The organism is Pseudomonas sp. PGPR N4 (assembly GCF_059693665.1).
The window spans coordinates 361633-386695 of record NZ_JCAUKV010000001.1; the positions used below are offsets into that span (position 1 = coordinate 361633).

Annotated in this window: 26 protein-coding genes and 1 pseudogene; 7 read left to right on the forward strand and 20 right to left on the reverse strand. The window is 61.7% G+C overall.

What is annotated here, in order from left to right; all coding sequences use genetic code 11:
* Positions 1-164 precede the first annotated feature (164 nt).
* On the forward strand, positions 165-1241 hold the full coding sequence (gene hppD / locus AC58X1_RS01525) for a 4-hydroxyphenylpyruvate dioxygenase (protein ID WP_497428168.1): 1077 nt from the start codon (positions 165-167) through the stop codon (positions 1239-1241).
* A 24-nt stretch (positions 1242-1265) separates the two neighbouring features.
* On the opposite strand, the gene AC58X1_RS01530 is transcribed toward hppD, so the two are convergent.
* Positions 1266-2060: a CSS-motif domain-containing protein gene (locus AC58X1_RS01530; RefSeq protein ID WP_188035807.1), complete on the reverse strand. Its 795-nt coding sequence runs from the start codon at positions 2058-2060 to the stop codon at positions 1266-1268.
* A gap of 208 nt (positions 2061-2268) precedes the next feature.
* Here AC58X1_RS01530 and AC58X1_RS01535 point away from each other — a divergent pair, with 208 nt between their 5' ends.
* Entirely contained in the window at positions 2269-2460 is a 192-nt protein-coding gene (locus AC58X1_RS01535) for a hypothetical protein (RefSeq protein ID WP_150569441.1), read from the forward strand.
* Between the two features lie 15 nt (positions 2461-2475).
* Positions 2476-2622, forward strand: a pseudogene (locus tag AC58X1_RS01540) (response regulator); the annotation flags it as partial.
* Between the two features lie 78 nt (positions 2623-2700).
* Here the strand turns inward: AC58X1_RS01540 and AC58X1_RS01545 are convergent.
* The 10 genes from AC58X1_RS01545 to AC58X1_RS01590 all read right to left on the reverse strand — a co-directional run bounded on the left by AC58X1_RS01545 (position 2701) and on the right by AC58X1_RS01590 (position 11067).
* A complete protein-coding gene (locus AC58X1_RS01545; RefSeq protein ID WP_497428169.1) occupies positions 2701-3756 on the reverse strand; it encodes a HEAT repeat domain-containing protein in 1056 nt (351 codons plus the stop codon).
* A gap of 96 nt (positions 3757-3852) precedes the next feature.
* Entirely contained in the window at positions 3853-4416 is a 564-nt protein-coding gene (locus tag AC58X1_RS01550) for an NUDIX hydrolase (protein WP_101318861.1), read from the reverse strand.
* Positions 4417-4418: 2 nt separating this feature from the next.
* On the reverse strand, positions 4419-5171 hold the full coding sequence (locus AC58X1_RS01555) for a GntR family transcriptional regulator (protein ID WP_101318863.1): 753 nt from the start codon (positions 5169-5171) through the stop codon (positions 4419-4421).
* Positions 5172-5259: 88 nt separating this feature from the next.
* The gene (locus AC58X1_RS01560) at positions 5260-5649 is read right to left on the reverse strand and encodes a carboxymuconolactone decarboxylase family protein (protein WP_101318865.1); all 390 of its coding nucleotides are present in this window, start codon (positions 5647-5649) and stop codon (positions 5260-5262) included.
* Positions 5650-5749: 100 nt separating this feature from the next.
* Complete coding sequence (locus AC58X1_RS01565) at positions 5750-6235, reverse strand: flavin reductase family protein (RefSeq protein ID WP_103437117.1); 486 nt, start codon at positions 6233-6235, stop codon at positions 5750-5752.
* A 14-nt stretch (positions 6236-6249) separates the two neighbouring features.
* Positions 6250-7731 carry an aldehyde dehydrogenase gene (locus AC58X1_RS01570; RefSeq protein WP_101318869.1) on the reverse strand — a complete coding sequence of 494 codons (1482 nt, stop codon included), beginning with the start codon at positions 7729-7731 and terminating at the stop codon, positions 6250-6252.
* Positions 7728-8561 (reverse strand): alpha/beta fold hydrolase, encoded by an 834-nt coding sequence (locus AC58X1_RS01575; RefSeq protein WP_101318871.1) that lies wholly within the window; start codon positions 8559-8561, stop codon positions 7728-7730. Before AC58X1_RS01575 ends, AC58X1_RS01570 begins: the two co-directional genes overlap by 4 nt.
* A gap of 64 nt (positions 8562-8625) precedes the next feature.
* Positions 8626-9216, reverse strand: a complete 591-nt coding sequence (locus AC58X1_RS01580; RefSeq protein ID WP_101318873.1) for an amino acid synthesis family protein — start codon at positions 9214-9216, stop codon at positions 8626-8628.
* A gap of 225 nt (positions 9217-9441) precedes the next feature.
* On the reverse strand, positions 9442-10485 hold the full coding sequence (locus AC58X1_RS01585; RefSeq protein WP_103437119.1) for an LLM class flavin-dependent oxidoreductase: 1044 nt from the start codon (positions 10483-10485) through the stop codon (positions 9442-9444).
* A gap of 96 nt (positions 10486-10581) precedes the next feature.
* A complete protein-coding gene (locus AC58X1_RS01590) occupies positions 10582-11067 on the reverse strand; it encodes a flavin reductase family protein (RefSeq protein WP_101318877.1) in 486 nt (161 codons plus the stop codon).
* Positions 11068-11384: 317 nt separating this feature from the next.
* Between AC58X1_RS01590 and AC58X1_RS01595 the strand changes: the two genes are divergently transcribed.
* Entirely contained in the window at positions 11385-12788 is a 1404-nt protein-coding gene (locus AC58X1_RS01595; protein ID WP_101318879.1) for a purine-cytosine permease family protein, read from the forward strand.
* A gap of 37 nt (positions 12789-12825) precedes the next feature.
* Here AC58X1_RS01595 and AC58X1_RS01600 read toward each other — a convergent pair whose 3' ends face one another.
* Positions 12826-14451: a methyl-accepting chemotaxis protein gene (locus AC58X1_RS01600; protein WP_150571901.1), complete on the reverse strand. Its 1626-nt coding sequence runs from the start codon at positions 14449-14451 to the stop codon at positions 12826-12828.
* A gap of 233 nt (positions 14452-14684) precedes the next feature.
* Positions 14685-15887, reverse strand: a complete 1203-nt coding sequence (locus AC58X1_RS01605) for an NAD(P)/FAD-dependent oxidoreductase (RefSeq protein WP_401180673.1) — start codon at positions 15885-15887, stop codon at positions 14685-14687.
* 197 nt (positions 15888-16084) lie between these two features.
* On the opposite strand from AC58X1_RS01605, the gene AC58X1_RS01610 reads away from it, so the two are divergent.
* Positions 16085-16627 (forward strand): RrF2 family transcriptional regulator, encoded by a 543-nt coding sequence (locus AC58X1_RS01610; protein WP_220633491.1) that lies wholly within the window; start codon positions 16085-16087, stop codon positions 16625-16627.
* 9 nt (positions 16628-16636) lie between these two features.
* On the opposite strand, the gene AC58X1_RS01615 is transcribed toward AC58X1_RS01610, so the two are convergent.
* Positions 16637-17323 (reverse strand): GNAT family N-acetyltransferase, encoded by a 687-nt coding sequence (locus AC58X1_RS01615; RefSeq protein WP_497428170.1) that lies wholly within the window; start codon positions 17321-17323, stop codon positions 16637-16639.
* Positions 17324-17401: 78 nt separating this feature from the next.
* Positions 17402-18343: an N-acetyl-gamma-glutamyl-phosphate reductase gene (argC, locus tag AC58X1_RS01620; protein ID WP_150569436.1), complete on the reverse strand. Its 942-nt coding sequence runs from the start codon at positions 18341-18343 to the stop codon at positions 17402-17404.
* A 139-nt stretch (positions 18344-18482) separates the two neighbouring features.
* Between argC and AC58X1_RS01625 the strand changes: the two genes are divergently transcribed.
* On the forward strand, positions 18483-19364 hold the full coding sequence (locus AC58X1_RS01625; RefSeq protein ID WP_150571906.1) for a LysR family transcriptional regulator: 882 nt from the start codon (positions 18483-18485) through the stop codon (positions 19362-19364).
* A 78-nt stretch (positions 19365-19442) separates the two neighbouring features.
* Here the strand turns inward: AC58X1_RS01625 and AC58X1_RS01630 are convergent, their stop codons facing one another.
* The 3 genes from AC58X1_RS01630 to pmrG are packed head-to-tail and all read right to left on the reverse strand — an operon-like array spanning position 19443 to position 21622.
* On the reverse strand, positions 19443-20117 hold the full coding sequence (locus tag AC58X1_RS01630) for a response regulator transcription factor (RefSeq protein WP_101318893.1): 675 nt from the start codon (positions 20115-20117) through the stop codon (positions 19443-19445).
* The gene (locus AC58X1_RS01635; RefSeq protein WP_312388050.1) at positions 20114-20995 is read right to left on the reverse strand and encodes a phosphatase PAP2 family protein; all 882 of its coding nucleotides are present in this window, start codon (positions 20993-20995) and stop codon (positions 20114-20116) included. The genes AC58X1_RS01630 and AC58X1_RS01635 overlap by 4 nt, the downstream gene beginning before the upstream one ends.
* 3 nt (positions 20996-20998) lie before the next feature.
* Positions 20999-21622 (reverse strand): lipopolysaccharide core heptose(II)-phosphate phosphatase PmrG, encoded by a 624-nt coding sequence (gene pmrG, locus AC58X1_RS01640; RefSeq protein ID WP_409520153.1) that lies wholly within the window; start codon positions 21620-21622, stop codon positions 20999-21001.
* A gap of 239 nt (positions 21623-21861) precedes the next feature.
* Here pmrG and AC58X1_RS01645 point away from each other — a divergent pair, with 239 nt between their 5' ends.
* Positions 21862-22797 (forward strand): 5'-nucleotidase, encoded by a 936-nt coding sequence (locus tag AC58X1_RS01645; RefSeq protein ID WP_150569433.1) that lies wholly within the window; start codon positions 21862-21864, stop codon positions 22795-22797.
* A 3-nt stretch (positions 22798-22800) separates the two neighbouring features.
* On the opposite strand, the gene AC58X1_RS01650 is transcribed toward AC58X1_RS01645, so the two are convergent.
* The gene (locus tag AC58X1_RS01650) at positions 22801-23451 is read right to left on the reverse strand and encodes a TIGR04211 family SH3 domain-containing protein (protein WP_103437129.1); all 651 of its coding nucleotides are present in this window, start codon (positions 23449-23451) and stop codon (positions 22801-22803) included.
* A gap of 223 nt (positions 23452-23674) precedes the next feature.
* Positions 23675-25048 carry a nucleotide 5'-monophosphate nucleosidase PpnN gene (gene ppnN, locus AC58X1_RS01655; protein WP_314873647.1) on the reverse strand — a complete coding sequence of 458 codons (1374 nt, stop codon included), beginning with the start codon at positions 25046-25048 and terminating at the stop codon, positions 23675-23677.
* Positions 25049-25063 lie beyond the last annotated feature (15 nt).

Below are 25063 nucleotides of genomic sequence, written 5' to 3' on the forward strand. Positions count from 1 at the left end.
CCAAGCCGCCGAGAATGTGCCCCTATGCCACACCATGGGTTCAAATTGATCATTGGTACTTTCCTCGCCCGCAGCGTGCGTGGCATCCCCTGCTCGCCACCCCGGCTGTCCGCCATCGAACGCAACTGAATAATCGTTATTACGCAGTAGATGAGGACACGAACATGGCTGATATCTTCGAAAACCCGATGGGCCTGATGGGCTTTGAGTTCATTGAACTGGCATCGCCGACGCCGGGCGTGCTGGAACCTGTATTTCAGATACTGGGTTTCACCAAGGTCGCTTCGCACCGCTCCAAAGATGTCCACCTGTACCGCCAGGGCGACATCAACCTGATCCTCAACAACGAGCCCAAAAGCATTGCCTCGTACTTTGCTGCCGAGCATGGTCCGTCGGTGTGTGGCATGGCCTTCAAGGTGCGCAACGCCCATGAAGCCTATGCGCGTGCACTCGAGCTGGGCGCGCAGCCGGTGGAGATCGAAACCGGCCCGATGGAGCTGCGACTGCCCGCCATCAAGGGCATTGGTGGTGCGCCGCTGTACCTGATCGACCGTCACGAAGAAGGCAGCTCGATCTACGACATCGACTTCAAGTTCATCGAAGGCGTCGAGCGCAATCCGGTCGGTGCGGGGCTGAAGATCATCGACCATCTGACCCACAACGTCTACCGTGGGCGCATGTCGTATTGGGCCAACTTCTACGAGAAGCTGTTCAACTTCCGCGAAATTCGCTATTTCGACATCAAGGGTGAATATACCGGCCTCACCTCCAAGGCCATGACTGCGCCGGATGGCATGATCCGTATTCCGCTGAATGAAGAGTCGTCCAAGGGCGCCGGCCAGATCGAAGAGTTCCTGATGCAGTTCAATGGCGAGGGCATCCAGCATGTCGCCTTCCTTACCGATGATCTGCTCAAGACCTGGGACGCGCTCAAAGCTCTGGGCATGCGCTTCATGACCCCGCCACCACAGACCTACTACGAGATGCTTGAAGAGCGGCTGCCAGGCCACGGCGAGCCGGTGGACCAGCTGCACCCGCGCGGCATTCTCCTCGACGGCGCGGCTGAATCAGGTGACAAGCGCCTGCTTCTGCAGATCTTCTCGGAGACCTTGTTGGGACCAGTGTTCTTTGAATTCATCCAGCGCAAGGGTGATGACGGTTTCGGTGAAGGCAACTTCAAGGCCTTGTTCGAATCGATCGAGCGGGATCAGGTGCGTCGCGGCGTTCTCGACGTGCAATGACGGCTGGCGCACCCTGCTTGTGGGTCAGGCAGTGGTGCGCTCTCGCTTGCGCCGAGCGCGGAGTATGCCCCAGTAGGTAATGGCGGCAGTCAGCAGACCTACCAGCGTCAGCGAGGGCAAGACCTGAACCATCAGCATACGCGCCTCTGACAGCGTGTACCCCGCTGGATAGCCCACGTTCACCCGATAGTCATGCCGAGTCGACGGCGTACTGCGGAAGAATTCGCTCTGTGAAGGTTGTTGCTGATCGCGGCTATCGCCTTGACTCCAGAGATAAGCGTCCTCGAACTCCAGTACCAACACAAGCCCATCCTGAAAACCCTGCAGTTCTCTGCGCAGCTCAATGCCATAGCTCGTCGCAATGATGCCTGGGCCATCGTTGCTCAACCGGTATTCGACCATCACGCCATTGGGCGTTGTCGGCGAGTCGAAATTCAGCCTGACCGTGCGTCCGGCGGTGATGTCGATGTGATGCGGAATGATCGTTGGCAAGGTGCTGCAGTACGCCAGATCATCTTTGGTCAGCTCCAGTGAGTGGATTCGCGGGTCGCTGGCGGTCATCGCTCGCAGTTGTTCGATCACGTTGTCACACGCCTGGCCGCTGAACTGGCTGGCGGTACTGGCCGTGAGCAACAGACTGTCCAAGCGTCGATCGATCGCGAACAAAGCCTCATGGGCCGATATGCGCGCGTTTTCGTCTAACTTGCGCTCCAGCTGGTAGTACATCACGGTCAGCCCGGAAACGATCGGTATCAGCCCGACCGCCGAGACTAACAGCAGCTCCAGCAAACTACGCCCTGTGTGCATGAGTTTTGACATCGGCAACATCCTTCCCTCTGGTGCTGTCCGCGTTTGGACAACTGGCAGATCAGATTACGTAGGGCGCGACACCGCAGATGTAGGCTTATGTCGATTCAGCTTTGGGGAAACACCAGCTACGCTGTGGGAGCTCGGAGCAAAGCGGGGTCAGAGGTCTCCTGCTTGCCTCGCAAATCCGGCGTTGCAGTGGATCAACTTCCAGCAGATCATGCGCATTAGCACCGAGGCCGGCAATGTCTGGTGCGCCCTGGGTTATACGCCGATCAGAGACGAGCAGGCACGCGTCGCGGGTTTTCTGCATACCGTCATCAACGCCACAGCCAGCGTCGAACCGCCGGGCGAGTGGCGTGAGCTGACTGAGTTTGTGACCGTGGTGGGCAGTGACATCGAATGCCCGTGAGGCCTGCAATCTTGCGGGCACAGTGACCATTCCATCACCGACATTGGCCTGCCTGGCGGATCCAGTGGTCGCCAGGTGGCGCAGGCGATGCGGCGGCTGCAACCGCAGCAGAAGATCCTGTTCATAACCGGCTACAGCGATCACCCGATCGAGCAGGCCTTGGCTAACAGTTTGTACAGTCCGCGTCGCCTCTAACCCCAGTCCTGAAGCCTCGGACAGAGTGCTATTGGTTGCCAGGTGCTACAAGCCTTGTTGCAGAATCGGATCGTCCGGGTTCTGGCGCTCTAGCTCGGCCAGCAGCACTTGCACATTCTGCAGTTGCCCGGTCTCCTTCCAGTACTGGATCAACAAAAGCCGCGCATTGCGATTGGCAGGTTGCCGGTCGAGGATGGTTTGCAGCTGCTTCTGGGCGGCTTCAACCTGCTCAAGCTGATGCAAGGTGACCGCCAGCATGTAGCGGTAATCAGTGTTTTCCGGCTCCAGTTCAACCGCGCGGGCAAACGCCAGCAAGGCATATTCAGTTTGCTGATGGCGATTGAGCCACAGACCGAGATCGTGCTGCAGAAAGGCCGAGTCTGGCTGCAGCGCCAGCGCTTTGGCCAAAACCTGGCGAGACTCGTCGTGCAAGCCTTGGCGTTCGAGCAGGCGTACCTGGACGGCGAGGGCATCCAGGTTTTGCGGGCTCAGCTGCAAACTGCGCTGCAGGGCCAAAGCGGCATGTGCGTAATCATCCTCATGCAGGTACAACCGGGCCAGATGCACTTGCGCAGCGCTGTCTTCCGGTTGCGCCAGAAGGGCTCGTTGGTAGGCTTCGAGGGCTTGTTGCAGCGGCCCGAAATACAAGCCGATGGCGTCCGCGTCGAGGCCGAGCAGGGCATCTACTGCCGCGAAGCGCACACTTGGCTCGTCATCATCAAGCATAGGCCCAAGCGCCAGGCTGCGTTGGCCGGCAGGCAACAGGCGGCGAATACTCTCGATGGCTGCGCGACGTACCATCGGGTCATCGTGTTGCAGGTCAAGCCCGGCCAGCTCGAGCGCTTTTGGCGAGGGATAGTTGGGCAACTCGGCATACAGTGCTGCGCGCCGGATGGGCGTCAGGTCGTCACGCTGCAACTGTTGATAGAGCACCCGCGCAGCTCCTGGCAGGCCGTCGTGGGCCTGGCGCAGCGCTTTGCCATAACTGTGCGGCGCGACTGCCGGGACGCTAATTTCGACATCACGCGAGCAGTAGCCGAGGGTGGCCGATACCAGGATCAGAGCGAACACGGCGATCAGGTACAGGCGGTGTCTGGGCATTGGCAGGTCCGGTGGTCAGGTAGCACTGAGCTTGGGCCAGCCGCCGCCTAAATGCAATGCGGGAGGGCGCGTGGGCGTCGCTAGACAACACCGCAGTCAGCGAATGAAATGCACCTTGCCGGTGTCGTCATTGCCCATGTAGATCCCGTACACACCCGCCTGACGCTCCAGGATATAACGCTCGAGAATCTGTCGGATGGCCGGGTAGTAGATCTCGTCCCAGGGGATCTGGTCAGGCTCGAAAAACTTGTAGGCGAGGGTCTCGGCACCGAACACGCCGGTTTCAGCGGTGGCGATGGCGCGGAAGACGATATACACCTCGCTGATTTTGGCCACGCTGAAGATCGAGTAGGGCGAGACGATTTCGGCCTGTACGCCGGTTTCTTCCCAGACTTCACGCAGCGCCGCCTGTTCGGTGGTTTCGCCGGCTTCCATGAAACCTGCCGGTAGCGTCCAGGTGCCAGGGCGCGGGGGGATCGCGCGCTGGCACAACAGGTACTTGCCATCGCGCTCGATGATGCAGCCGGCGATGATTTTCGGGTTGATGTAATGGATGTAGCCACAAGCGCCGCAGTACAGGCGCTCATGGGTATCACCGGAAGGTACGCCCCGGGCAAGCTCGGTAGTGCAGTACGGGCAATAGCGCGGGGCGTTGGGCATGGTCAGCGGCCTATGCGAGGGTCCTTCAGGGCCAGGGGCGCAACGATCTCGCGCACCTTGGTATTGTCGTCCTGCTTCTGGCGCAGGTAGTCCAGCGCCACTGCAGCGGCAGCGCGTACGTGATCGACCGAGGCCTGGTGTGCGGCCAGCGGGTCGCCACTCTTGATCGCCGCAACGATCTTTTCCATTTCCTTGTTGCTGGCGCCACGGCGGTTCTGTTGCGACACGGAGGTCGCTCGCAGGTAGCTGATGCGTGCCTGCAACTGACGCAACTGGGTTGCCGCGACATGGTTGCCGGAGCCTTCCAGGAGCACGTCGTAGAAGCCTTGCACCGAGTCGATCACCTGTTGCAACTCGCCATCTTCAAGCGCTTCGCGGTTGACTTCGAGCGCGCGCTCGAGGGCGCGGATGTCCTTGGCCTTGGCGTTGAGGGTGAACAGCTGGACGATCAGGCCCTCGAGTACACAGCGCAGCTCGTAGATGTCACGGGCATCTTCCAGGGTGATGATCGCGACCCGCGGGCCCTTGGCGTCGGCAAATTCGACCAGGCCTTCGGATTCGAGGTGGCGTAGCGCTTCGCGGACCGAAGTACGGCTGACGCCGAGGCGGTCGCACAAGTCGCGTTCGACCAGGCGGTCACCGGGTAACAGGTGAAAGTTCATGATCGCGTTGCGCAGCTTGTCGAGCACGATCTCGCGCAGGGTAACGGGGTTGCGGTTGACCTTGAAGCTGTCGTCGAGTGGCTGGCGTTTCATCAGGTGCGCTCTTTATGAGGCTGTTGCGCCAACCTCGCGAAGCACCACGAACCGGGGCGCTCCTTGCAGTGGTTCGAACAGCCCGCTGTTAACGGGTTGACTCCGCGTCGGCTTCGGCAAATGCCTCGCGGGCCAGCCGGAAGCTGTCTACCGCCGCCGGCACGCCGCAATAAATGCCGACCTGGAGCAGGATCTCGCGAATCTGTTCACGGCTCAGGCCATTACGCAAGGCGCCGCGGATGTGCAGCTTAAGCTCATGGGGCCGATTGAGCGCGGAAATCATTGCCAAGTTTATCATGCTGCGCTCTTTGAGCGACAAACCATCACGGCCCCAGACATGCCCCCAGCAGTACTCGGTGACCAGGTCCTGCAGCGGCTTGGTGAACTCATCGGCGTTCTGCAGAGAGCGGTTGACGTACTCTTCGCCCAACACTTGTGTGCGGATCTCCAGGCCCTTTTGATACTTGTCGTTGCTCATGGCAGTGCTCCGCAATAAAACAGGGGCCGCGAACAAGGATGAGGTTCGCCGCGGCCCCCAAAAAGTCAGCGCTGCGCCAGGCAGCGCGGTGGCACTCAGGTCAGCCCAGCGATGGCAGGGCGCCGAGCTTGCCACGATGGTAGACCATCGGCGTCACCGGCTCGGCCGGCAGCACCAGGTTTTTCACCGCACCGACGATGATCGCGTGATCGCCGCCGTCGTATTCGCGCCACAACTCGCACTCGATGATCGCGGTGGCCTTGGTCAACAGCGGGTTGCCCAGCTCGCTGAGCTGCCACTCGATGCCCTTGGCCTTGTCTTTGCCCTTGCCGGCAAAGGCATAGGCTTCGGCGGTCTGCCCGGCCGACAGCAGGTGAATGGCAAACTGCTTGCTGTCTCGCAGGATCGGGTAGGTGTCCGAGGCGTAGTTGGGGCAGAACAGCACCAGCGCCGGCTCGATCGACAGCGCACTGAAGGCGCTGGCAGTGATGCCGACGATGCCGCCGTCGGCGTCCAACGTGGTAACGACCGTGACGCCCGAGGGAAACGAGCCCATCACGTCTTTGTAGATGCCAGGTTCGATCATCTTGGCAGTGCTCCTTAGCGCATCACGAAGGGGTCGGGCATGGGCGCGGTGGACAGGTTGATCCACACGGTCTTCAGCTCGGTATAGGCCAGCACCGAATCGATGCCACTTTCACGGCCGTAGCCGCTGTTCTTGAAGCCGCCGATCGGCGCCATGGCCGAGACTGCACGGTAGGTGTTCACCCAGATGATCCCCGAGCGCACGTCACGGGCCAGCCGGTGGGCGCGGCCCAGGTCGCGGGTCCAGATACCTGCCGCCAGGCCGAACTGCGAGTCGTTGGCGATCGCCAGGGCCTCTTCTTCGGTCTTGAAACGAATGACCGCCGCGACCGGGCCGAATACTTCTTCCTGCATGATCTTCAGCGAGTTGCTGTCGCACTCGAACAGGGTCGGCTCGTAGAACCAGCCATCGCCCTCGACCTCGGCACGCTTGCCACCCATGCGCAGTTTGGCCCCCTCGGCGCAGGCTGCGGCGACCAGGCCTTCGACCACTGCCAGCTGCTGTGCTGTGGCCATCGGGCCCATTTCGCTCTGCTCGTCCTGCGGGTTACCGATGCGGATGCGTTTGGCCCGCTCGACCAGCCGTGCAACGAACTCGTCGTAGATTTCGTCCTGCACCAGCAGCCGCGAGCCGGCCACGCAGCTCTGCCCAGAGGCCGCATAGATACCGGCCACTGCACCATTGATGGCGCTGTCCAGGTCGGCGTCGGCGAAGATGATGTTGGGCGATTTGCCACCCAGTTCCAGCGACAGTTTGGCGAAGTTCTCGGCGCTACTGCGCACTACATGGCGGGCAGTCGCAGCGCCGCCGGTGAAGGCGATCTTGCGGATCAGCGGATGACGGGTGAGGGCAGCGCCAGTGCTTGGGCCGTAACCGGTGACTACGTTGACCACGCCAGGTGGGAAACCAGCCTCAAGGGCCAGGCGGGCCAGCTCGAGAATGGTCGCCGAAGCGTGCTCGGACGGCTTGAGGACGATAGTGTTACCCGCGGCCAGCGCCGGTGCCAGCTTGATTGCGGTCAGGTACAGCGGGCTGTTCCACGGGATGATGCCGGCCACTACGCCCATCGGCTCATGCACGGTGTAGGCGAACAGATCAGGCTTGTCCAGCGGCAGGGTGCCGCCTTCGAGCTTGTCGGCCAGGCCCGCGGTGTAATGGAAAAACTCTGGCAGGTAACCGACCTGGCCGCGGGTTTCGCGGATCAGCTTGCCGTTGTCGCGGCTTTCCAGCTGGGCCAGGTGTTCTTTATTCTCGGCAATCAGGTCGCCAAGCCGGCGCAGCAGTTTGCCCCGCGCAGTCGCGGTGAGGCCGCGCCAGGCCTTGCTGTCGAAGGCGCGCTGGGCCGACTGCACGGCCTGCTCGACATCAGCTTCGTCGGCGTCGGGCAGTTGCGCCCAGACCTGCGCGGTGGCCGGGTCGAGGCTGTCGAAAGTCTTGCCGTTCTGGGCATCGCACCATTGGCCATCGATGCACATCTGGAAACGAACGAGGGTCATGCAACTATCCCCTTGGCGGATTCGGTGAGGGTGCGCGCTTGACTGAGGAAGTCCAGCAGCATCTTATTGACTTCACGCGGCGCTTCTACTGCCATCATATGCCGTTGTTCGGCGAGGACCACGCAATGTGCGCCGGGGATGCGTGCGGCGAGCTGGCGGGTCATGGCCGGAGTGGAGCCGGAGTCGAGCTCGCCGGTGGCGATCAGGGTTGGTGCCTGAATGCTGCCCAGATCGCTTTCGCGGTACATGTCCTGGGTGGCGAACAGCGAATAGGTAGTGTGGTAGCCCTGCGGGTCATTGCTGGCCAGGATCTGCTTGATCGCGGCGACCTGAGCCGGGTTGGCGGCCTTGTACTCGCGGCTGAACCAGCGCTCCAGGGCGGCGTCGACGTTGGCGTCCGGGCCCAGTTCGGCCGCTTGTGCCGCGCGGGCGATGACCCCGGCGCTCTGCTCGGGCGAGCGGTTGAACACGCTGTTGAGCACCACCAGGGCCGTCAACCGCTGCGGATAATTCAGGGCAAAGGCCCGTGCCACCAAGCCGCCCATCGAGAAGCCGATAACCGTGGCCTGGGCGATCTGCAGATGGTCGAGCAGCTCGGCCAGTTGCGCGGCGTAACCCTCAAGTGGGGTATCGGCGGCAGGCAACTGGCTCTGGCCGTGGCCGAGCATGTCGTAGGCTATGACCTTGTAGTCAGTGGCGAGGCCGACGATCTGGCCGCCCCACATTTCCTTGTTCAGGCCGACGCCGTGGATCAGTACCACAGGCTGGCCTTGGCCAGTCACCAGGTAGCTGGTGCCGGCGGGTGTGCGTTCAGCAACAGGCTGAATCATCGAGGGCGCTCCTTGAGCGTGAGGCGTGGCGCTGTGCGCACGCCCCGGCCCGTTGATCTAATTGTTATTGAGCTTTTTCGGCTGCCAGTTCTTCGAGGTCGATGTAGCGGTTGCCGATGCGCGGGTGCAGGCGGCCGCCGTCAGCGGCGCCCAGTACCACCACGATCTCGTCGGCACGTGGTGCATCTTCGATCTGCATTTCCAGGGTGATGTAGTGCGAACGCAGGCCTTCGTCATCCTTCTGCATCATCGGGATCTGGATCGAGGTGCCTGGGCCGCCACGCTTGTTGGTGAAGCTCAGGTAGCTCTTGGCTTGCACCGCTTCGCGGTAATGGTTGCCAAAGCGCAGGGTGTGGATCACCGCCGAAGCGTGTTCGATCTCGCCATCAGCACCGACGACCGCCGCTTTGCCGTAGGCCTCGATCTTGTCCGCGCCGCCGATGGCAGCAATCAGACGCTCGACCATCAACGCGCCGAGGTCGGAGCAATTGGCACGGATTTCCGGTTTCAGATCATCAACGAAACCGCGACCCGCCCATGGGTTCTTGATCACCACAGCCAGGCCGACCATGGTCACCGGTTTGTCGGTGGCCTTGCCGCCTTCGATGCGGGTTTCTTCGGAGTAGGTGACGATCTTGCGGATTTCGAAACTCATGGGTGGCTCCTGTCAAAGGTATCTGGTCTTGTTGTCTGATGGTATACCATAATATTTGTTCTGCAATAGCTTGATTGAAATTTCTCCGGCGAGAAGACGAAAGGCCGGGCAATCCAGTGATGCAGGTGCGGGGGGGTAGATGATCGGCAAAAAAATGCCCGCTCTCGCAGGCGATCAAGCCCGCAGGAGCGGGCTGTTCCCGCAATGAATTCAGGTAATGGGAATTCAGTTGAAAGCCGGCACGACTTCCTTGATGAACAGCTCCAGCGACTTCTTCTTTTCGGCATGCGGCAAGCTGTTGTCACACCAGAAGCTGAACTCGTCGACGCCGAGCTCCTGGTAGTACTTGATGCGCGCAATGATTTCTTCAGGCGTGCCGATCATGGTGTTCTTGCGAATGTTGTCCAGCTCGAAGGCGGGCACTTCGGCAAACTTCGACTCCGGGCTCGGCTCGAGGAAGCCATTGACCGGAACGGTCTTGTTGCCGAACCAGGCATCGAAGGTGCGGTAGAAGCGCGCAATCGCCTTGGCGCCTATCTTCCAGCCATCTGGCTCGGCAGCGCTGTGCACGTGGGTGTGGCGCAGCACCATCAGTTGCGGGCGCGGTACCTCTGGGTTGTTGTCCAGCGCGGCCTGGAATTTGTTTTTCAGGTCGAGCACTTCTTCGTCACCCTTCATCAACGGGGTGACCATCACGTTGCAGCCGTTCTTCACGGCAAAGTTGTGCGAGTCTGGGTCACGTGCGGCAATCCACATCGGCGGCATGCCGCTTTGGACTGGCTTGGGTACGCTGGTCGAAGTAGGGAATTTGTACACCTCGCCTTCGAAGGCGTAATCGCCTTTCCACAATTCGCGGACCGCCGGGACCATCTCACGCAGAGCCTTGCCGCCTTCAGTGGCGGGCATGCCATTGGCCATGCGGTCGAATTCGAATTGGTAGGCGCCGCGCGCCAGGCCCACTTCCATTCGCCCGTTGCTGATCACGTCGAGCAGGGCGCATTCGCCGGCTACCCGGATCGGGTTCCAAAACGGCGCGATGATGGTGCCGGCGCCCAGGCGAATCTTCTCGGTGCGTGCGGCCAGGTAGGCCAGCAGCGGCATCGGGCTGGGCGAAATGGTGTATTCCATGGCGTGGTGTTCGCCGATCCACACGGTGCTGAAACCGCCGTCCTCGGCCATCAGGGTCAGTTCGGTGAGGTCTTCGAACAACTGGCGGTGGCTGACCTGTTCATCCCAACGTTCCATGTGCACGAACAACGAAAATTTCATGGGGCATTCCTCAACGCTTGAATGTCGCGCCTGGCAGGGCAGGCGTCAGTGATCACAACGGACGCGCCTGGCATCCGTAGACAGAATAGGCAGTGCTCAGGCGAAGGCAGGCAGGCTGGCCATCTTGCCGCGGCAGTAGATCATCGGCTGTGGCGCTTGCTCAGGCACGATCAGGTTCTGCACCTTGCCGACCATGATGGCGTGGTCGCCACCTTCATATTCACGCCACAGTTCGCACTCGATGATTGCGGTGGCGTTGGCCAGCAGGGGATTGCCCAGCTCGCTCAAGGTCCACTCGATGCCAGCGGCCTTGTCCTTGCCCTTTTTCGCGAAGGCGTAAGCCTCGGCCTGCTGCTCGCCGGAGAGCAGGTGAATGGCAAAGCGCTTTTTGGCGATCAGGACAGGGTAGGAGTCGGAGCTGTAATTAGGGCAGAACAGCACCAGCGGCGGGTCCATCGACAGCGAGGAAAACGCGCTGGCGGTAAGGCCGACGATCTGGCCGTCGTCATCCAGGGTGGTGATGACGGTAACGCCGGACGGGAAGGAGCCCAGGACGTTCTTGTAGACGGTTGCGTCGATCATGAAGTGATCCTCTTCGCAGGGGAGCGGTGGTCCGCTTTTTATCGTTGATGTGTCTGATGGTATACCGTAATACTCGTTTTGCAAGCGCTAATTACGCATCTGGAAAAAACACGATGAAAGGCGCCAACCCTTTGAATACGCGGTCTTGCCGTCAATTTAGATTGGCTTGGAAAGTTGCTGAACCGGATCAGTTACTGATTTTTAGGGAGGCGCAGTGTTGTCAAAAGTTTGGAATACCATAATATGGTCCGCAGCTGAGAGGCCGCCATGAGCGGTTTCCTACAACGATAAAAACGACCCTTTCGAGCTGAATTCCTATGTCCCAATCGTCGTCGCAGCACCAGTTTGTCGAGAATCACACGGTCGATTACGTTCCACCTGCAGAGCGCCACGGGAAGGCGCGCGACCTGTTCACCCTCTGGTTCAGCACCAACATCGCGCCACTGCCCATCGTCACCGGCGCCATGGTGGTTCAGGTGTTTCATCTGAATCTGCTGTGGGGGTTGATCGCCATCGCTCTAGGGCACTTGCTCGGCGGGGTGGTGATTGCCCTGGCCTCGGCGCAGGGGCCGCAATTGGGCATTCCGCAAATGGTCCAGAGCCGTGGCCAGTTCGGCCGCTATGGCGCTCTGCTGATCGTGTTCTTCACCGCACTTATCTATGTTGGCTTCTTCATCTCCAACATCGTGCTGGCCGGCAAATCGATCCATGGCATTGCCCCCAGCGTACCGATGCCGACGGCAATCGTGATCGGCGCTCTCAGCGCCACGGCGATCGGCGTGATCGGCTACCGCTTCATTCATAGCCTCAACCGCATCGGCACCTGGGTCATGGGTTCGGCGCTGCTGGCCGGTTTCATCATGATGTTCGTCCAGGACCTGCCCGCCGACTTCTTCAGCCGCGGCAGCTTCAACTTGTCCGGCTTCATCGCCACTGTGTCGCTGGGCACCATCTGGCAGATCAGCTTCTCGCCCTACACCTCTGATTACTCGCGCTATCTGCCGCGCGAAATCGGCATCGCCAAGCCGTTCTGGGCGACCTATTTCGGTGCCACCCTGGGCACCATCCTGTGCTTCAGTTTTGGCGCGATTGCGGTGCTGTGCGTGCCGGAAGGCACTGATGCCATGGCGGCGGTGGAACAAGCCACTGGCTGGTTGGGGCCGATCCTGATGGTGCTGTTCCTGCTCAATATCATCAGCCACAACGCCCTCAATCTGTACGGCGCGGTGCTGTCGATCGTGACCGCGATTCAGACCTTCGCGGCGCAGTGGACTCCCAGCATCAAGGTGCGGGTGATCCTCGCTGCAGTGATTCTGCTCGGTTGTGGGATGGTTGCGCTGAACGCGTCGGCTGACTTCATCGGCCAGTTCATCGGGTTGATCCTGGCACTGCTGCTGGTGCTGGTGCCGTGGGCGTCGATCAACCTCATCGATTTCTACCTGATCAAGAAAGGCGTGTACGACATCGCCTCGATCTTCAGCGCCGATGGCGGCATCTATGGGCGCTTCAACCACCACGCGATCATTGCCTACGCCTGCGGCATTCTGGTGCAGCTGCCGTTTGCCAATACTGCGCTGTATGTCGGGCCGTACTCGAATCTGGTCGAGGGCGCAGATTTGTCGTGGTTGTTTGGCTTGTTGGTGACCTGCCCGCTGTATTACTGCCTGGCCACACGTGGCCAGACCCAGCGGGCTGGCAAGCCGCTACGCATCAACCCCTGATAGACAGCGGGGGCTGCCCGGCAGCCCCCTTTTACTGTCAAAGCTTGAACTGCGCCACCATCCCGTTCAGGTCCACTGCCAGGCGCGACAGATCCTGCGCCGCAGCGCTGGTCTGGTTGGCGCCCGCCGAGGTCTGCATCGACAGATCGCGGATGTTGACCAGGTTGCGGTCCACCTCTCGCGCCACCTGCGCCTGTTCTTCGGAGGCGCTGGCGATGACCAGGTTGCGCTGGTTGATCGAGGCAATCGCTTCAGCAATTACCTCCAACGCTTCGCCGGCTGACTGGGCCACTTCCAAGGTGCCGTTGGCGCGGCTGCGGCTGCTGTGCATGGCTGTCACGGCGCGTTCGGTGCCGTTCTGGATACCGGCAATCATCTGTTCGATTTCAGCGGTGGACTCCTGAGTGCGGTGGGCGAGGGCGCGCACCTCGTCGGCGACCACGGCAAAACCGCGGCCAGCTTCGCCAGCGCGGGCGGCTTCGATTGCCGCATTGAGGGCCAGCAGGTTGGTCTGCCCGGCGATGGCGCCGATCACGTCCAGCACGCGGCTGATTTCGTTGGCACTGGTGGCCAGTTGTTCGATTTCAGTTGAAGTGCCGCTGACGTCGTTGACCAGATGCTGGATCGAGCTGAGTGCCTGATTGACCTGATCGCGACCGTCACGGGTGCTCTGGTCGGCGCCTTTGGATGCATCGGCAGTGGTCACGGCGTTGTTCGCGACTTCTTCGACGGCGGCAGTCATCTGGTTGACCGCAGTGGCTGCCTGGTCAATTTCGGCACTTTGCTGATGCAGGCCGCGGCTGGTGTCTTCGGTCACGCTGTGCAGCTCTTCGGAGGCCGAGGCCAACTGGTCGGATGAGGCAGAGATCTTGCGCAGGGTGTCGCGCAGGCTGCTCTGCATCCGCGCCAGGGCAGCGAGCAGCAGGGCTGGCTCGTCCTGGCCTTGTACACGGATGTCCTGGGTCAGATCGTTGGTGGCGACGCGTTCTGCCACTGCGACGGCATCAGCCAAGGGCACGACGATGCTGCGGGTGAGCAGGATCGCGATGGCCACCAGTGCACCGAGGATGATCAACAGCGACACGACGATCACCGAAAACGCCTCATCGGCCACGTCGCTGCTGCGCTGGGAGGCCGCTTCGGCGCCATTGCTGTTGTAAACGAGCAGAGCGCCCAGGGCTTTCATCATCACATCGGCGGACTGCGCCATGGCGCCAGTCAATAACGCATTGGCCTCGTCAGCCTTGCCAGCCACTATCAAGCCGAGTACCTGCTTCTGCTGATCCAGATACTGGCGCTCGGCGGCGGCGAAGGTATTGAACAGGGCGCGATCATCAGCAGCGACGATGGTTGCTTCATAGGCCTTGATACCGCTGGCCAGTTGCTGGTTAATGCTGTCGACCAGGGCCATGCTGCTCTGGCGGGCACTTGCCTGTGTTTCCAGTGCGGTGCGCAGGGTAATGGCGCGGGCGCGGCCCAGATTGGTGCCGACGTCGCTCAAGGCAACCATGGCCGGGATCCAGGTATCGCGGATCTCATCGGTGGAGCGGTCCATCTGGCGGGTTTCGTACAGTGAGAGTAAGCCCATGACCAGTACCAGCACGCCCAGCAGGGTAAACACACTGGCGGCGCGAGTGCCGATCTTCATATTCCGTAATTGCATGGGAAGCTCCTTGACGATGGCTGGCAGGCGTCAAGAGCTGGTTCGGCGAAGCCGCGTCACCTGGTAGGCGCCGGGCTCTCGATGCGCTGCGAAAGGGTGAGGTTGTTCCTCAATCGTGCTGATTGTTTTTTTCGATGATGCCACAGTGCCACTATTATTGACCACTCATTCAATGTAACTGCAACTTACGACAGTTCCGTCATTTTCTGACGAAACTGTCAGCTTTATTGCGCTCAGACGATAGCAATCGCGGGGTCGGCGGCAGCCAGCGCCGTGGCCCTGTCTGCGGCTGGCGGGTAGATCCATTGCGTGTTGATTTGCCGTTTGACTGCCTTGCCTTCCTCACCTTGCAGTTTCAGCTCGCGCTCCCAACCTTCGCTGAAGGTCGCGCCCCACGCGCCGAGGTCGAGGCAGGTGACATATTTGGGCTGGCGATAGACCACGGGCGTTAGCGCGAGCAGATCTGCTGCGGCGTTGTTGCCCGCATGGCGGCCCATAGGGATGGCGTGCTGGCAGGTCATCAGGGCATGGTTGCCGAGGTCATCGACGGCCGCCCAGGCAACGTCGCCGGTGGCATAGATGTGTTCCTGACCTTTGACCTTGAGATGCTCGTCTACCCGCAGCCGACCCTGGCCGTCGCGCTCGCCGGGTATTTGTGCCGTCAATGGGCTGGCCTGCACGCCGACGGTCCAGATCACTGTCTTGCTGGCGATGTAGTCGCCGTTGTCCAGCGTGACGCCGCCACTGTCGACTGCCACCACCGAGGTGCCGGGCAACCATTCCACGCCGGCTTGTTTGCAGGCGGCGACGATTGAGGGAGTGATCCCGGCGCCTAGTGCCGCGCCGATCTGTGCGCCGCGGTCGACCACCACTACGCGCAAGCGGGTGTCGGCGCCGAGCATTGCACGCAAACGCTCGGGCATTTCGGTTGCCGTTTCGATGCCGGTGAAACCGCCGCCACACACCACCACGGTGTTGCGCGCAGGGGATCCCGGCAGCGCGGCGAGCGCGTGCAGATGCTGTTCAAGGCGCACGGCCGATTCCAGTTGGTCGACATCAAAGGTGTGCTCGGCCAGGCCGGCAATGTTCGGGCGCGCCACTTGGCTGCCGGCGGCGAGGATCAGGCGTCGATAGCTGATCCGTTGGTTGTTGCCAGCGCCGTCTTCATAGCTGACCTGGCGTCCATCCGGGTCGATCTCCCGGGCGTGACCCTCGATGAACTTCACCCCAACCGCATCGAACAAGGCGGTCAGAGGCGCCTGCAGGGTATGTGCCTGGGCCTCGTAAAGGCGTGGGCGGATGCGCATCTGCGGCTGAGGGGCGAGAACGCTGATGCTCAACTCGCCGCGTTGCGCCTGGTCGAGCAAGCGCGCAGCGCTGAGTGCGCTCCACACGCCAGCGAAGCCTGCGCCGATGATCAGGATGTCGGTTTTCATGGGATTGCTCCGGGTGATTGAGAGGGACGAGACACCATCGAGCACAATCCTGTTGTCGCTCGAATAACTACGACTCTATTGGTCGTAGTTATAAATCACAAGTGTTTTGTTGATTGCGATCAGCGTCGAACCAGCCGGTCTTTGCCTACAGGCGGCCACAGGCGTACCATTTGCGACTAATCCAGTCGGAGATTGATATGTCGCTTTACAGCGCCGGGGTTGAATACGGCATCCATTGTCTCCTGCTGTTGCTCAATGAGCAGGGTGAGAGCCGCGAAGCTAGCGTGCGTGATCTGGCCGAGCTGCAGGGGGTGCCTCAGGAATACCTGGCCAAGGTCTTTACCAAACTGGCTCGCGCCGGCCTGGTGGCGGCCACCGAAGGCGTGCGCGGCGGGTTTCGCCTGGCGCGGCCGGCGGCCGAGATCAGCGTGTTGGACATCGCCACTGCAATTGACGGGGCGAAGAAGATTTTCGATTGCCGCGAAATCCGCGAGCGCTGTGTGCTGTTCGAGGGCTCGGCGCCGAGCTGGGCGACCGAGGGCACCTGCGCAATCCACGCGGTGATGATCAGCGCGCAGAAACGCATGGAAGAGACCCTGGCCCAGCAGAGCATCCTTGATCTGGGGCAGCGCTTCGGGCGCAAGGCGCCGGCGCAGTTTGGCGAACAGCTCAACGACTGGATGAGCGATCGCCGTGAGGGCAAGGGCAGCGCCGGCGACATCCCTTTGACCGAGGTTTGAGTGGGGCGGTCAATGCACCGCTTGGCGCTGCCTGACGCAGGCCTGGGCCTGTAGCGCCAGTTCGTCAAGATGCTCATCGCGGCGCTGTTCGGCGTCGATCATGGCGTCTTCGCCTTGCTGCTTGAGCAGGTAGGCATGGATCTGGCGCACTTCCAGCGTTTCATAGATCGGGGCGATATCCAGAGTGCCGACCAGCGCGCCGCTGGCGTGGCCTGTGCTGCTCATCAGCACTTGCGGGCCACGTGCCGCGACCACCTGCATGCCCATCTCTTCAAACCAGGGCACCAGCCCTGCGAAGGCATTCAGTTCGACACAGCTGTAGCGTGACTGCAGGTCAGCCAGCAGTGCGCGAGCGATGCCCTGGCGACGGTGGCTGGGCAGCACCACCATGAACGCCAGCGAGCAGGCCTGCGGGTCGTCCTGAGCGGGCAGAGTGAGCGCGAAACCCAGTAGTTGATCAGGCGCGTCGGCATCCAGCGCGAGCAACAACTGCACGGCCAGCCCACGTGTGCCGTCCATGGCTTGCAGGTACTGGTGCACCTCAAGGCCGACACCGTATTGATAGAGCGGGTAGAGCGGGTTGTCACTGCTGATGGCGACACTACTCAGCTCGCCGACATGGTCGATCACCAACTGGCGGATCTGGTTCTGGAAGGATTCGGGCGGCACGCTGTCGAGGCGGCTGAGAATGAACATTGCAGGCAAAGCTCCGGCTGGCAAAAACACCCCGCGTCAACGGCAACGCGGGGTGACAGTCTACCCGGTTTTGCCGGTTCAGCTGTGCTCGGCGAACGCCGCCAGCATCAGGTCAAGGTTTTGTACCGCCGCGCCCGAGGCGCCTTTGCCCAGGTTGTCGAATACCGCAGTGAGCACAACCTGGCCGTGCTCCGGGTTGGCGAACAGCGCCAGGCGCAGATCATTGCTGTCGTTGAGCGCCTCTGGGTCCAGTGCTGCGGCTGGCCCGTGCTGGTGCAATGGCATCAACTGGACGTGACGGGCGTTTTGATAATGCTCCTGCAGGCAAGCTTGCAGATGCTCGGCATTCACCCCAGCAGGCAACAGCCGCAATTGCAGCGGGATGCTCAGCACGATGCCCTGGCGGTAATCGCCATAGCCTGGGAGAAATACTGGCCGCGCGCTGAGGCCGGCATGCTGCTGTATTTCCGGGACATGCTTGTGGGCCAGATCAAGGCCGTACAGCTGCAGCGTAGGCAAGCGTTCTGCGCGTGGCTGTTCATGCCGCTCGACCGCGGCCCGGCCGCCGCCGGAGTAGCCTGAGATCGCATGTACTGTCAGTGGATAGTCGGTGGGCAGCAGCCCGGCCTCGATCAGTGGCCGCAACAGGGCAATGGCCCCGGTTGGGTAGCAGCCAGGGTTGCTCACCCGCTTGGCCTGGGCGATGCGCTCAGGCTGCTGCGCATCCAGTTCCGGCAAGCCATACACCCAACCTGGTGCAGTGCGGTGGGCGGAGCTGGCGTCGATGACCCGCACCGCCGGGTTGTTGATCGCCGCTACCGCTTCGATCGCGGCGGCATCCGGCAGGCACAGCAGGGCGATATCGGCGCTGTTGATCGCCTCTGCGCGGCGCTGTGGGTCCTTGCGCTCGGCTTCGGCAAGGGTCAGCAGGCGCAAGTCGTTGCGCCCGTGCAGGCGGGCGTGGATCTGCAGGCCAGTGGTGCCTTGGTCGCCGTCGATAAAGACCAGAGGAGTACGCATGGGGCGATGTCCGTGTAATAAGGAAGATGGCCTATGCTCGCTCACGACTGGACGAATGGAAATTTGCATTTCATGATGGTCACGTTCAGAAATCCTGAATCAGGGAGCGCTTCCGTGTCAGTCCATTTGCATCCAGCCCATGCGTGAAATCAGCCTCGACCGTTTGCGCACTCTGGTGGTGATTGCAGACCTTGGCTCGTTCGCTGAAGCTGCCCGCCAGCTCAACCTGGCGCCGCCGACCATCAGCCTGCACGTCGCCGAGTTGGAGGCGCGGGTAGGGGCGCCGCTGCTCAGCCGGACCCGCGGCCAGGTGCGCCCGACGGCCATCGGCGAGACGCTGCTGGTGCGGTCGCGAAAGCTGCTGGCAGACGCCGAACTGGCACTGGAGGAGGTGCGTCGACAGGTGCAGGGCTTGACTGGGCGGGTGCGGCTGGGCGCGTCGACTGGTGCCATCGCCCATCTGTTGCCGCAGGCGCTGGAGATGCTGCGGGTCGAGCATCCGGGGATTGATGTGCAGGTGCAGGTGTTGACTTCGCAGGCTTCGTTGGCGGGTCTGCGCGAGGGGCGGTTGGATATTGCTCTGGTGGCACTGCCGCAGGTGGCTGGCAAAGGCGTGCAGATTACGCCTTGGCGGCGGGATCCGATCATGGCCTATGTGCCCAGTGAATGGCGCCCACCTGCGCGGGTGACGCCGGCGTGGCTGGCTCAGCGGGCGTTGATTCTAAACGACAGCAGTACTCAGTTGTCGCGGGTGATTGCGCAGTGGTTTGGGGCGGCGGGGTTGTTTCCTGAGCCGCGCATCGAGCTGAATTTCAATGATGCGATCAAGAGCCTGGTCGGTGCTGGGTATGGTGCGACGCTGTTGCCGCAGGAGGGCGAGGTGGCGGCGCTGGATCCGCGAGTGAGTCGGCGGCCGCTGCGGCCGGGGTTGTGGCGGCAACTGGGGATTGCTTGCAGGGTTGGTGAGATGGAGCGCGCCACCGGCTATGTGCTGGCGGCGTTGCAAGGGTTGCGGCAGTGATTCGAAGCGCACATGGTGTCTGTGGGAGCGCCCCGGCAAGGCCGCTCCTACGGAGTGCGTATGCTGCGGGCGGCCCTTTCAGTACTTCTCGCACAGCTGATACCCCAGCCCATGCACCGTGTGCAGTAACGGGCTGTCGAATTGTTTGTCGATGATGCTGCGCAGGATATGGATGTTGCTGCGCAGGTTGTCGCCCTGCGGTGCGTCACGTCCCCAGATGGTTTCTTCCAGCTCGCTGCGACGGACCAGGTTGGGGCTCTTTTGCATGAGCACCTCGAGCAGTTTGCGGCTGGTTGGCTTGAGCTTTAGCACCGTGCCGGCTCGGGTCACCTCGAGGGTGTCGAGGTCGAACTGCAGGTCGGCTACTACCAGCTTGCGACTGGCGCGCTGCTGGCGCCGAGCGACCACTGACTGCACCCTGGCCAGCACTTCGGACATGGCGAACGGCTTGACGATGTAATCGTCGGCACCGACCTTGAACCCGGTCAGGCGATCGCTCAGCTCATCGCGTGCGCTGAGCATGACGATCGCCACCTGCGAGCGCGAATGCTCGCGCAGGCTGTGGCAGATCTGATTGCCGTCGATGCCTGGCAACATGATGTCGAGGATGATGGCGTCAAAGTTGTTCGACGCCGCCAGATGCAGGCCGGTCAGGCCGTCCAGCGCGCCGGTGACCTCGTGGCCCCTGAGCTGGAGAAACTCGACCAGATTGTCGTGAATATCGCGGTGGTCCTCGATAACCAGAATTCTCATTGCTGTCCCTTGTGTTTGAAGCGCATCAACCGCGTGTCGATAACTCTTGAAGTCTTATGCCAACCGCTCAAAGCGGGCAAACGTGCAAGCCTCGGCGTCGGAGTCAGTGCGGGCAAGCCCTGCAAGGCTGGCCGGCCATAGCAGAACAGGGCCGTCAGCCAGGTCGTCAACCAGACAAAGATCCCGGCCCAGAACGTATGTGACATGAAGTGCCAGCCTTGCAGTACCCGGGTGGTGCCATAGACCAAACCTAGCAAGACAATCCCCACCAACAGCAGCCGTGCGTGGCGCCATTGATGGCGCAGCGCGACAAAGTACAGCGCCAGCAGGGTGAAGCCGCTTGAGGCATGGCCCCCGGGCCAGCAGCGGCCGCCGGCAGTCTTCTCGGTCCAGTTGAAGTTGCTGAACCACTCCTGGCGCAGGTGCGTACCACCGTAAAGCGTAGTTTCTACCGGGCAATACACCCCGGTGTGACTCTTGAGGTAGTGGATGACCGTCGTGCTCAGTGCGAATGCGACGACCACGAACAGCAAGTCCTGCCGGTGGTCGCGGGTAAAGCGCAGCAGCGGCGCCGCGCCGATGGCGTCCAGCAGGCGCTTGGGGTTGGCCGTGAGGCGTGGCCAGATGAACGACAGCAGCAAGCCGACAATCGCCGCCTCGCCGGTCCAGTCCGGAAGAATGCGCGGCCACTTGTGGCTGACCTTCTCGAACCACTGATCGTGCAGCAACGGGAACCGCCCGCTGACCGGATCAAGTAACAGGTTGCTGATCGACTGATCGAGGCTGGTCAGGTCGAACAGCACAAAGACCAGCGCCGCCAGCAACAGTGGCAGGCCCAGATTGATCAGATAGAAACGGGTGCGCGGTGACGGCTGCATGGCTCAACTACCTCTTTTGGCAATCAACCTGGGCCATTGCTCGGCGTTGGTCTGGCCGAGAATGTGGGGTTTGCCGTGGCCGTCGACAGCCACGAACAGCGCGCTGGCATAGGCACTGGAACGCTGCCCGCCAGGCACATGCAGTTGCCGCTCGAGTTGATCGATGCAGCCACTGTGGGTAACGAGGGCCAGATTCTGGCCCGGCTGCTTGTGGCTCAGCGCCACATCGGCGAAGTGGCCATCACAGTCATTGAGCCACTCCTGCGTGGCGAGCGGCTTGTCGAAGATGAACTGCGCCGTTTGCCGCGTGCGCAGCTCCGTGCTGCTGAGCAATGCGGTGTTGGCCAGGCCCAGCCTCTGCAGGCCTTCACCGACGCGGCCAGCTGCCTGGCTGCCGGCCACCGTGATACCTGTTGGGTCGTTCAAGCAGACGTTGCTGGAGCGGTCACAGCGCTCGGCATGGCGGATAAGGACCAGCACCGAGCCCTCGGCCCAGGCCGCAGACAACCCGCTGCTGCGCATCTGCTGCTCGCTGCTGATAGTCGGCACGTGGTTGCTCAGCGCAAACCAACCGAGCGCACCGAAGGCCAAGGCAGTGGCTGCGACAACGCCGACGACCGAGGCCATGCGCGGCAGGCGCCGGGTCAAACCGGCTGAACCGGAGTACTGCTTGAAGACCGCTTGTTGCACGTTCGATGCTCCCGACGTTTTCAATGGTGGCAATTTAGGTGTCGGGCTGTTGGGGTCGGGTGAAGCAAATGTGAAAAATACCTTCAACTGGCGATGCTGCCGAAATCTCTTGCAAAGCAGCCTGGGCAACGCCACCGTCAGGCTTTCACTGGGCGTAGAAGGGGCAAGGATCGGCAATGGCTTATGAAGTGGACGATCGTCTGGTCATCGGCGTGGCATCGAGCGCGGTGTTTGACCTGAGTGAATCAGACGCGGTATTTCGCCGCGAAGGCGAAGCGCAGTACCGCGAATATCAGCAGCAGCATCTGCATGTACCGCTGGCGCGGGGGATTGCCTACCCGTTCATCAAGCGCTTGCTGGCGCTCAATGACCTGTGTGATGACCCGCAGGATCCGCTGGTCGAGGTGGTCTTGCTGTCACAGAACGATCCGGATACCGGCCTGCGCGTGATGAAGACCATCGAGCACTACGGCCTGAACATGACCCGGGCGATCTTCATGCAGGGGCGCTCGCCTTATGAGTACATCCCTGCGCTGAACATCGCCCTGTTCTTGTCGGCCGACAAGGCCCACGTTGATGCGGCGATCAAGGCAGGTTACCCGGCCGGGCAGGTGCTCGATTCACAGTTCGACGATGACGAGGACGATGATGGCCTGCGCATTGCGTTCGACTTCGATGGGGTGCTGGCAGGGGACGAATCGGAGACGGTGATGCAGCGCGATGGCCTGACCGGCTTTCATGCCCATGAGGTCAGCAACGTGACCCAGCCGCACAACCCCGGACCGTTGAAGGAGTTCTTTGTGCGCATTGCCAGCATCCAGGCCGCCGAAGAGCGTTACAAGCTGGCGCATCCCGGTTACGAGAACCGCCTGCGCGTATCGATTGTCACCGCACGCAATGCGCCTTCCCATGAACGCGCGCTGAATACCCTGAAGAGCTGGGGGGTGATGGCCAACGACGCGTTCTTTCTTGGCGGTATCGAGAAGCGCCGGGTGCTGCAGGTGCTCAAGCCGCATATCTTCTTCGATGACCAGTCTGGCCACCTCAACAGTACGCGCACTGTTGCGCCGTCAGTGCACGTACCGTTCGGCATTACCAACCAGCCGCTGTGAACCTCAGAACCAGCGGTCGTTGCGTTTGCGACCGCGGGTCAGTGCCGGCAGGATCAGCCCCAACAGCAGGCCGGCACCGGCAATGCTGCCGCCGTAAACCATGTAGCGCATCATCACCTGCTTGTTCTCGTCCCCCAGCTGCGCCTGGGCATCGCGCAGGGCGGACTGGGCTTGGTCGAGTTGCTGGGTCAGGTCTTTGTTGCGCACTTCCAGTTCGTCAGCCAGCGTCTTGCGCGAGTCGAGGGTCTCCTGCATGCCCTGCACGCGGGCCTTCCAGCTGTCGTCGATGGTTTTCAGCTGCTCGGACAGTTGCGTGACCTTACCGTCCAGCTCTGGCAGGCGTTCGGCCTGACCCGGTACTGCCTGCAGGTCGCTGTTGAGGATCCACACCAGATCGCCGTTCTGGCCGCGGATCTGGCTGTAGTTGCCCTGGGTGTCGACCAGGCTGACCTTTTCGCCAGCCTTGAGGCTGCCAACGATGCGGTGGCCATTGGTCGGGCCGCTGCGCACATAGGTGCTCAGGCTGTCACTGACCCAACGCGCATCGCTACTCGGCTGTTCGGCCTGGACCGGCGCGGCGAGGGCGATCAGGCAAGCGAGCAGGCTGCCACGCAGGGCAGGACGGACGGGCAGGGCGGGGCGGGAATCGGGCATGATGATCTTCGCTGCTACTGGACAAAAGTAGGCCCGATGACTGGGCCGATGAACGGGTCGGTGACTTGACCGTCAGCCAAAGACCGTTTTTTTGTCAGCAGGTTCACCACCTGGCGTGGGAAATGTCAGCTAAGTGTTGCGGAATTGTTCAGGGCTGATGATGGCAGGCGTACTGGCCCGATTGCATGAAAATGCCATCGAGCCAGCTCGTTCAATCACGCTTTCAGGTCACGACCTGGTAGCACGGCACATAGGCTGCGCCGCCAGGTAGCTTCATCCGGTGCTGGTCAACGAAGGCCTGCAGCAAGCGTCCCAGCGGGTCGAGCACAGCGCTGTCACCGCGGATCTGATACGGGCCGTGTTGCTCGATCAGGCGGATGCCATTGTCCTTGACGTTGCCCGCGACAATCCCGGAAAACGCTCGGCGCAGGTTGGCCGCCAGTTCGTGCGGCGGCAGATCGCGGCGCAGTTCAAGGTTGGCCATATTGGCGTGGGTCGGGTCGAACGGGCGCTGGAAGCTCTCTTCAATCTTCAGCAGCCAGTTAAAGTGGAAGGCATCGTTGCGCTCGCGGCGGAACTGCTTGACCGCCTTGAGCCCCTCGACCATCTGCCGCGCGACCTCGGCCGGATCATCGATGATGATCTGGTAATGCGCTTGCGCCGCTTCACCCAGGGTGGCGCCGACAAACGCATGCAACTGCTGCAGATAAGCTTCGGCGCTGCGCGGCCCGGTCAGCACCACCGGGAACGGCAGGCCTTCGTTGTCCGGGTGCATTAGAATGCCGAGCAGGTACAGGAACTCTTCGGCCGTGCCGGCGCCACCTGGGAAGATGATGATGCCGTGACCAACCCGGACGAAGGCTTCCAGGCGCTTCTCGATGTCGGGCAGGATCACCAGCTCGTTGACGATCGGGTTCGGCGCCTCGGCGGCGATGATGCCCGGCTCGGTCAGGCCGAGATAGCGGCTGCCGTGCATACGCTGTTTGGCGTGGGCGATGGTCGCGCCCTTCATCGGCCCCTTCATTACGCCCGGGCCGCAGCCGGTGCAGATATCCAGCTTGCGCAGGCCCAGCTCGTGGCCGACCTTCTTGGTGTACTGGTATTCCTCGCTGCTGATCGAGTGGCCGCCCCAGCACACGACCATCTTCGGCTCGACGCCCGGGCGCAAGGTGCGCGCGTTGCGCAGCAAGTGGAAGACGTAATCGGTGATGCCCTGGGAGCTTTCCAGGTCGATGCGCTGGCTGGCCAGTTCGCTCTCGGTGTAGACGATGTCGCGCAGGGCGCTGAACAGCATCTCGCGGGTGCTGGCGATCATCTCGCCATCGACGAAGGCATCGGCCGGGGCGTTCAGCAGTTCGAGGCGTACGCCGCGGTCCTGCTGATGGATGCGTACTTCGAAGTCCTTGTAGGCTTCGAGAATGGTCTTGGCGTTGTCGACATGGGCGCCGGTGTTGAGGATCGCCAGGGCGCATTGACGGAACAGGGTGTAAAGGCTGCCGCTACCGGCTTCGCTCAGTTGCTGAACTTCACGTTGCGACAGCGTTTCGAGGCTGCCTTTGGGGCTGACGGATGCATTGATTACATTGCGTTGGGGCATCTAAGTCTTTCCTGT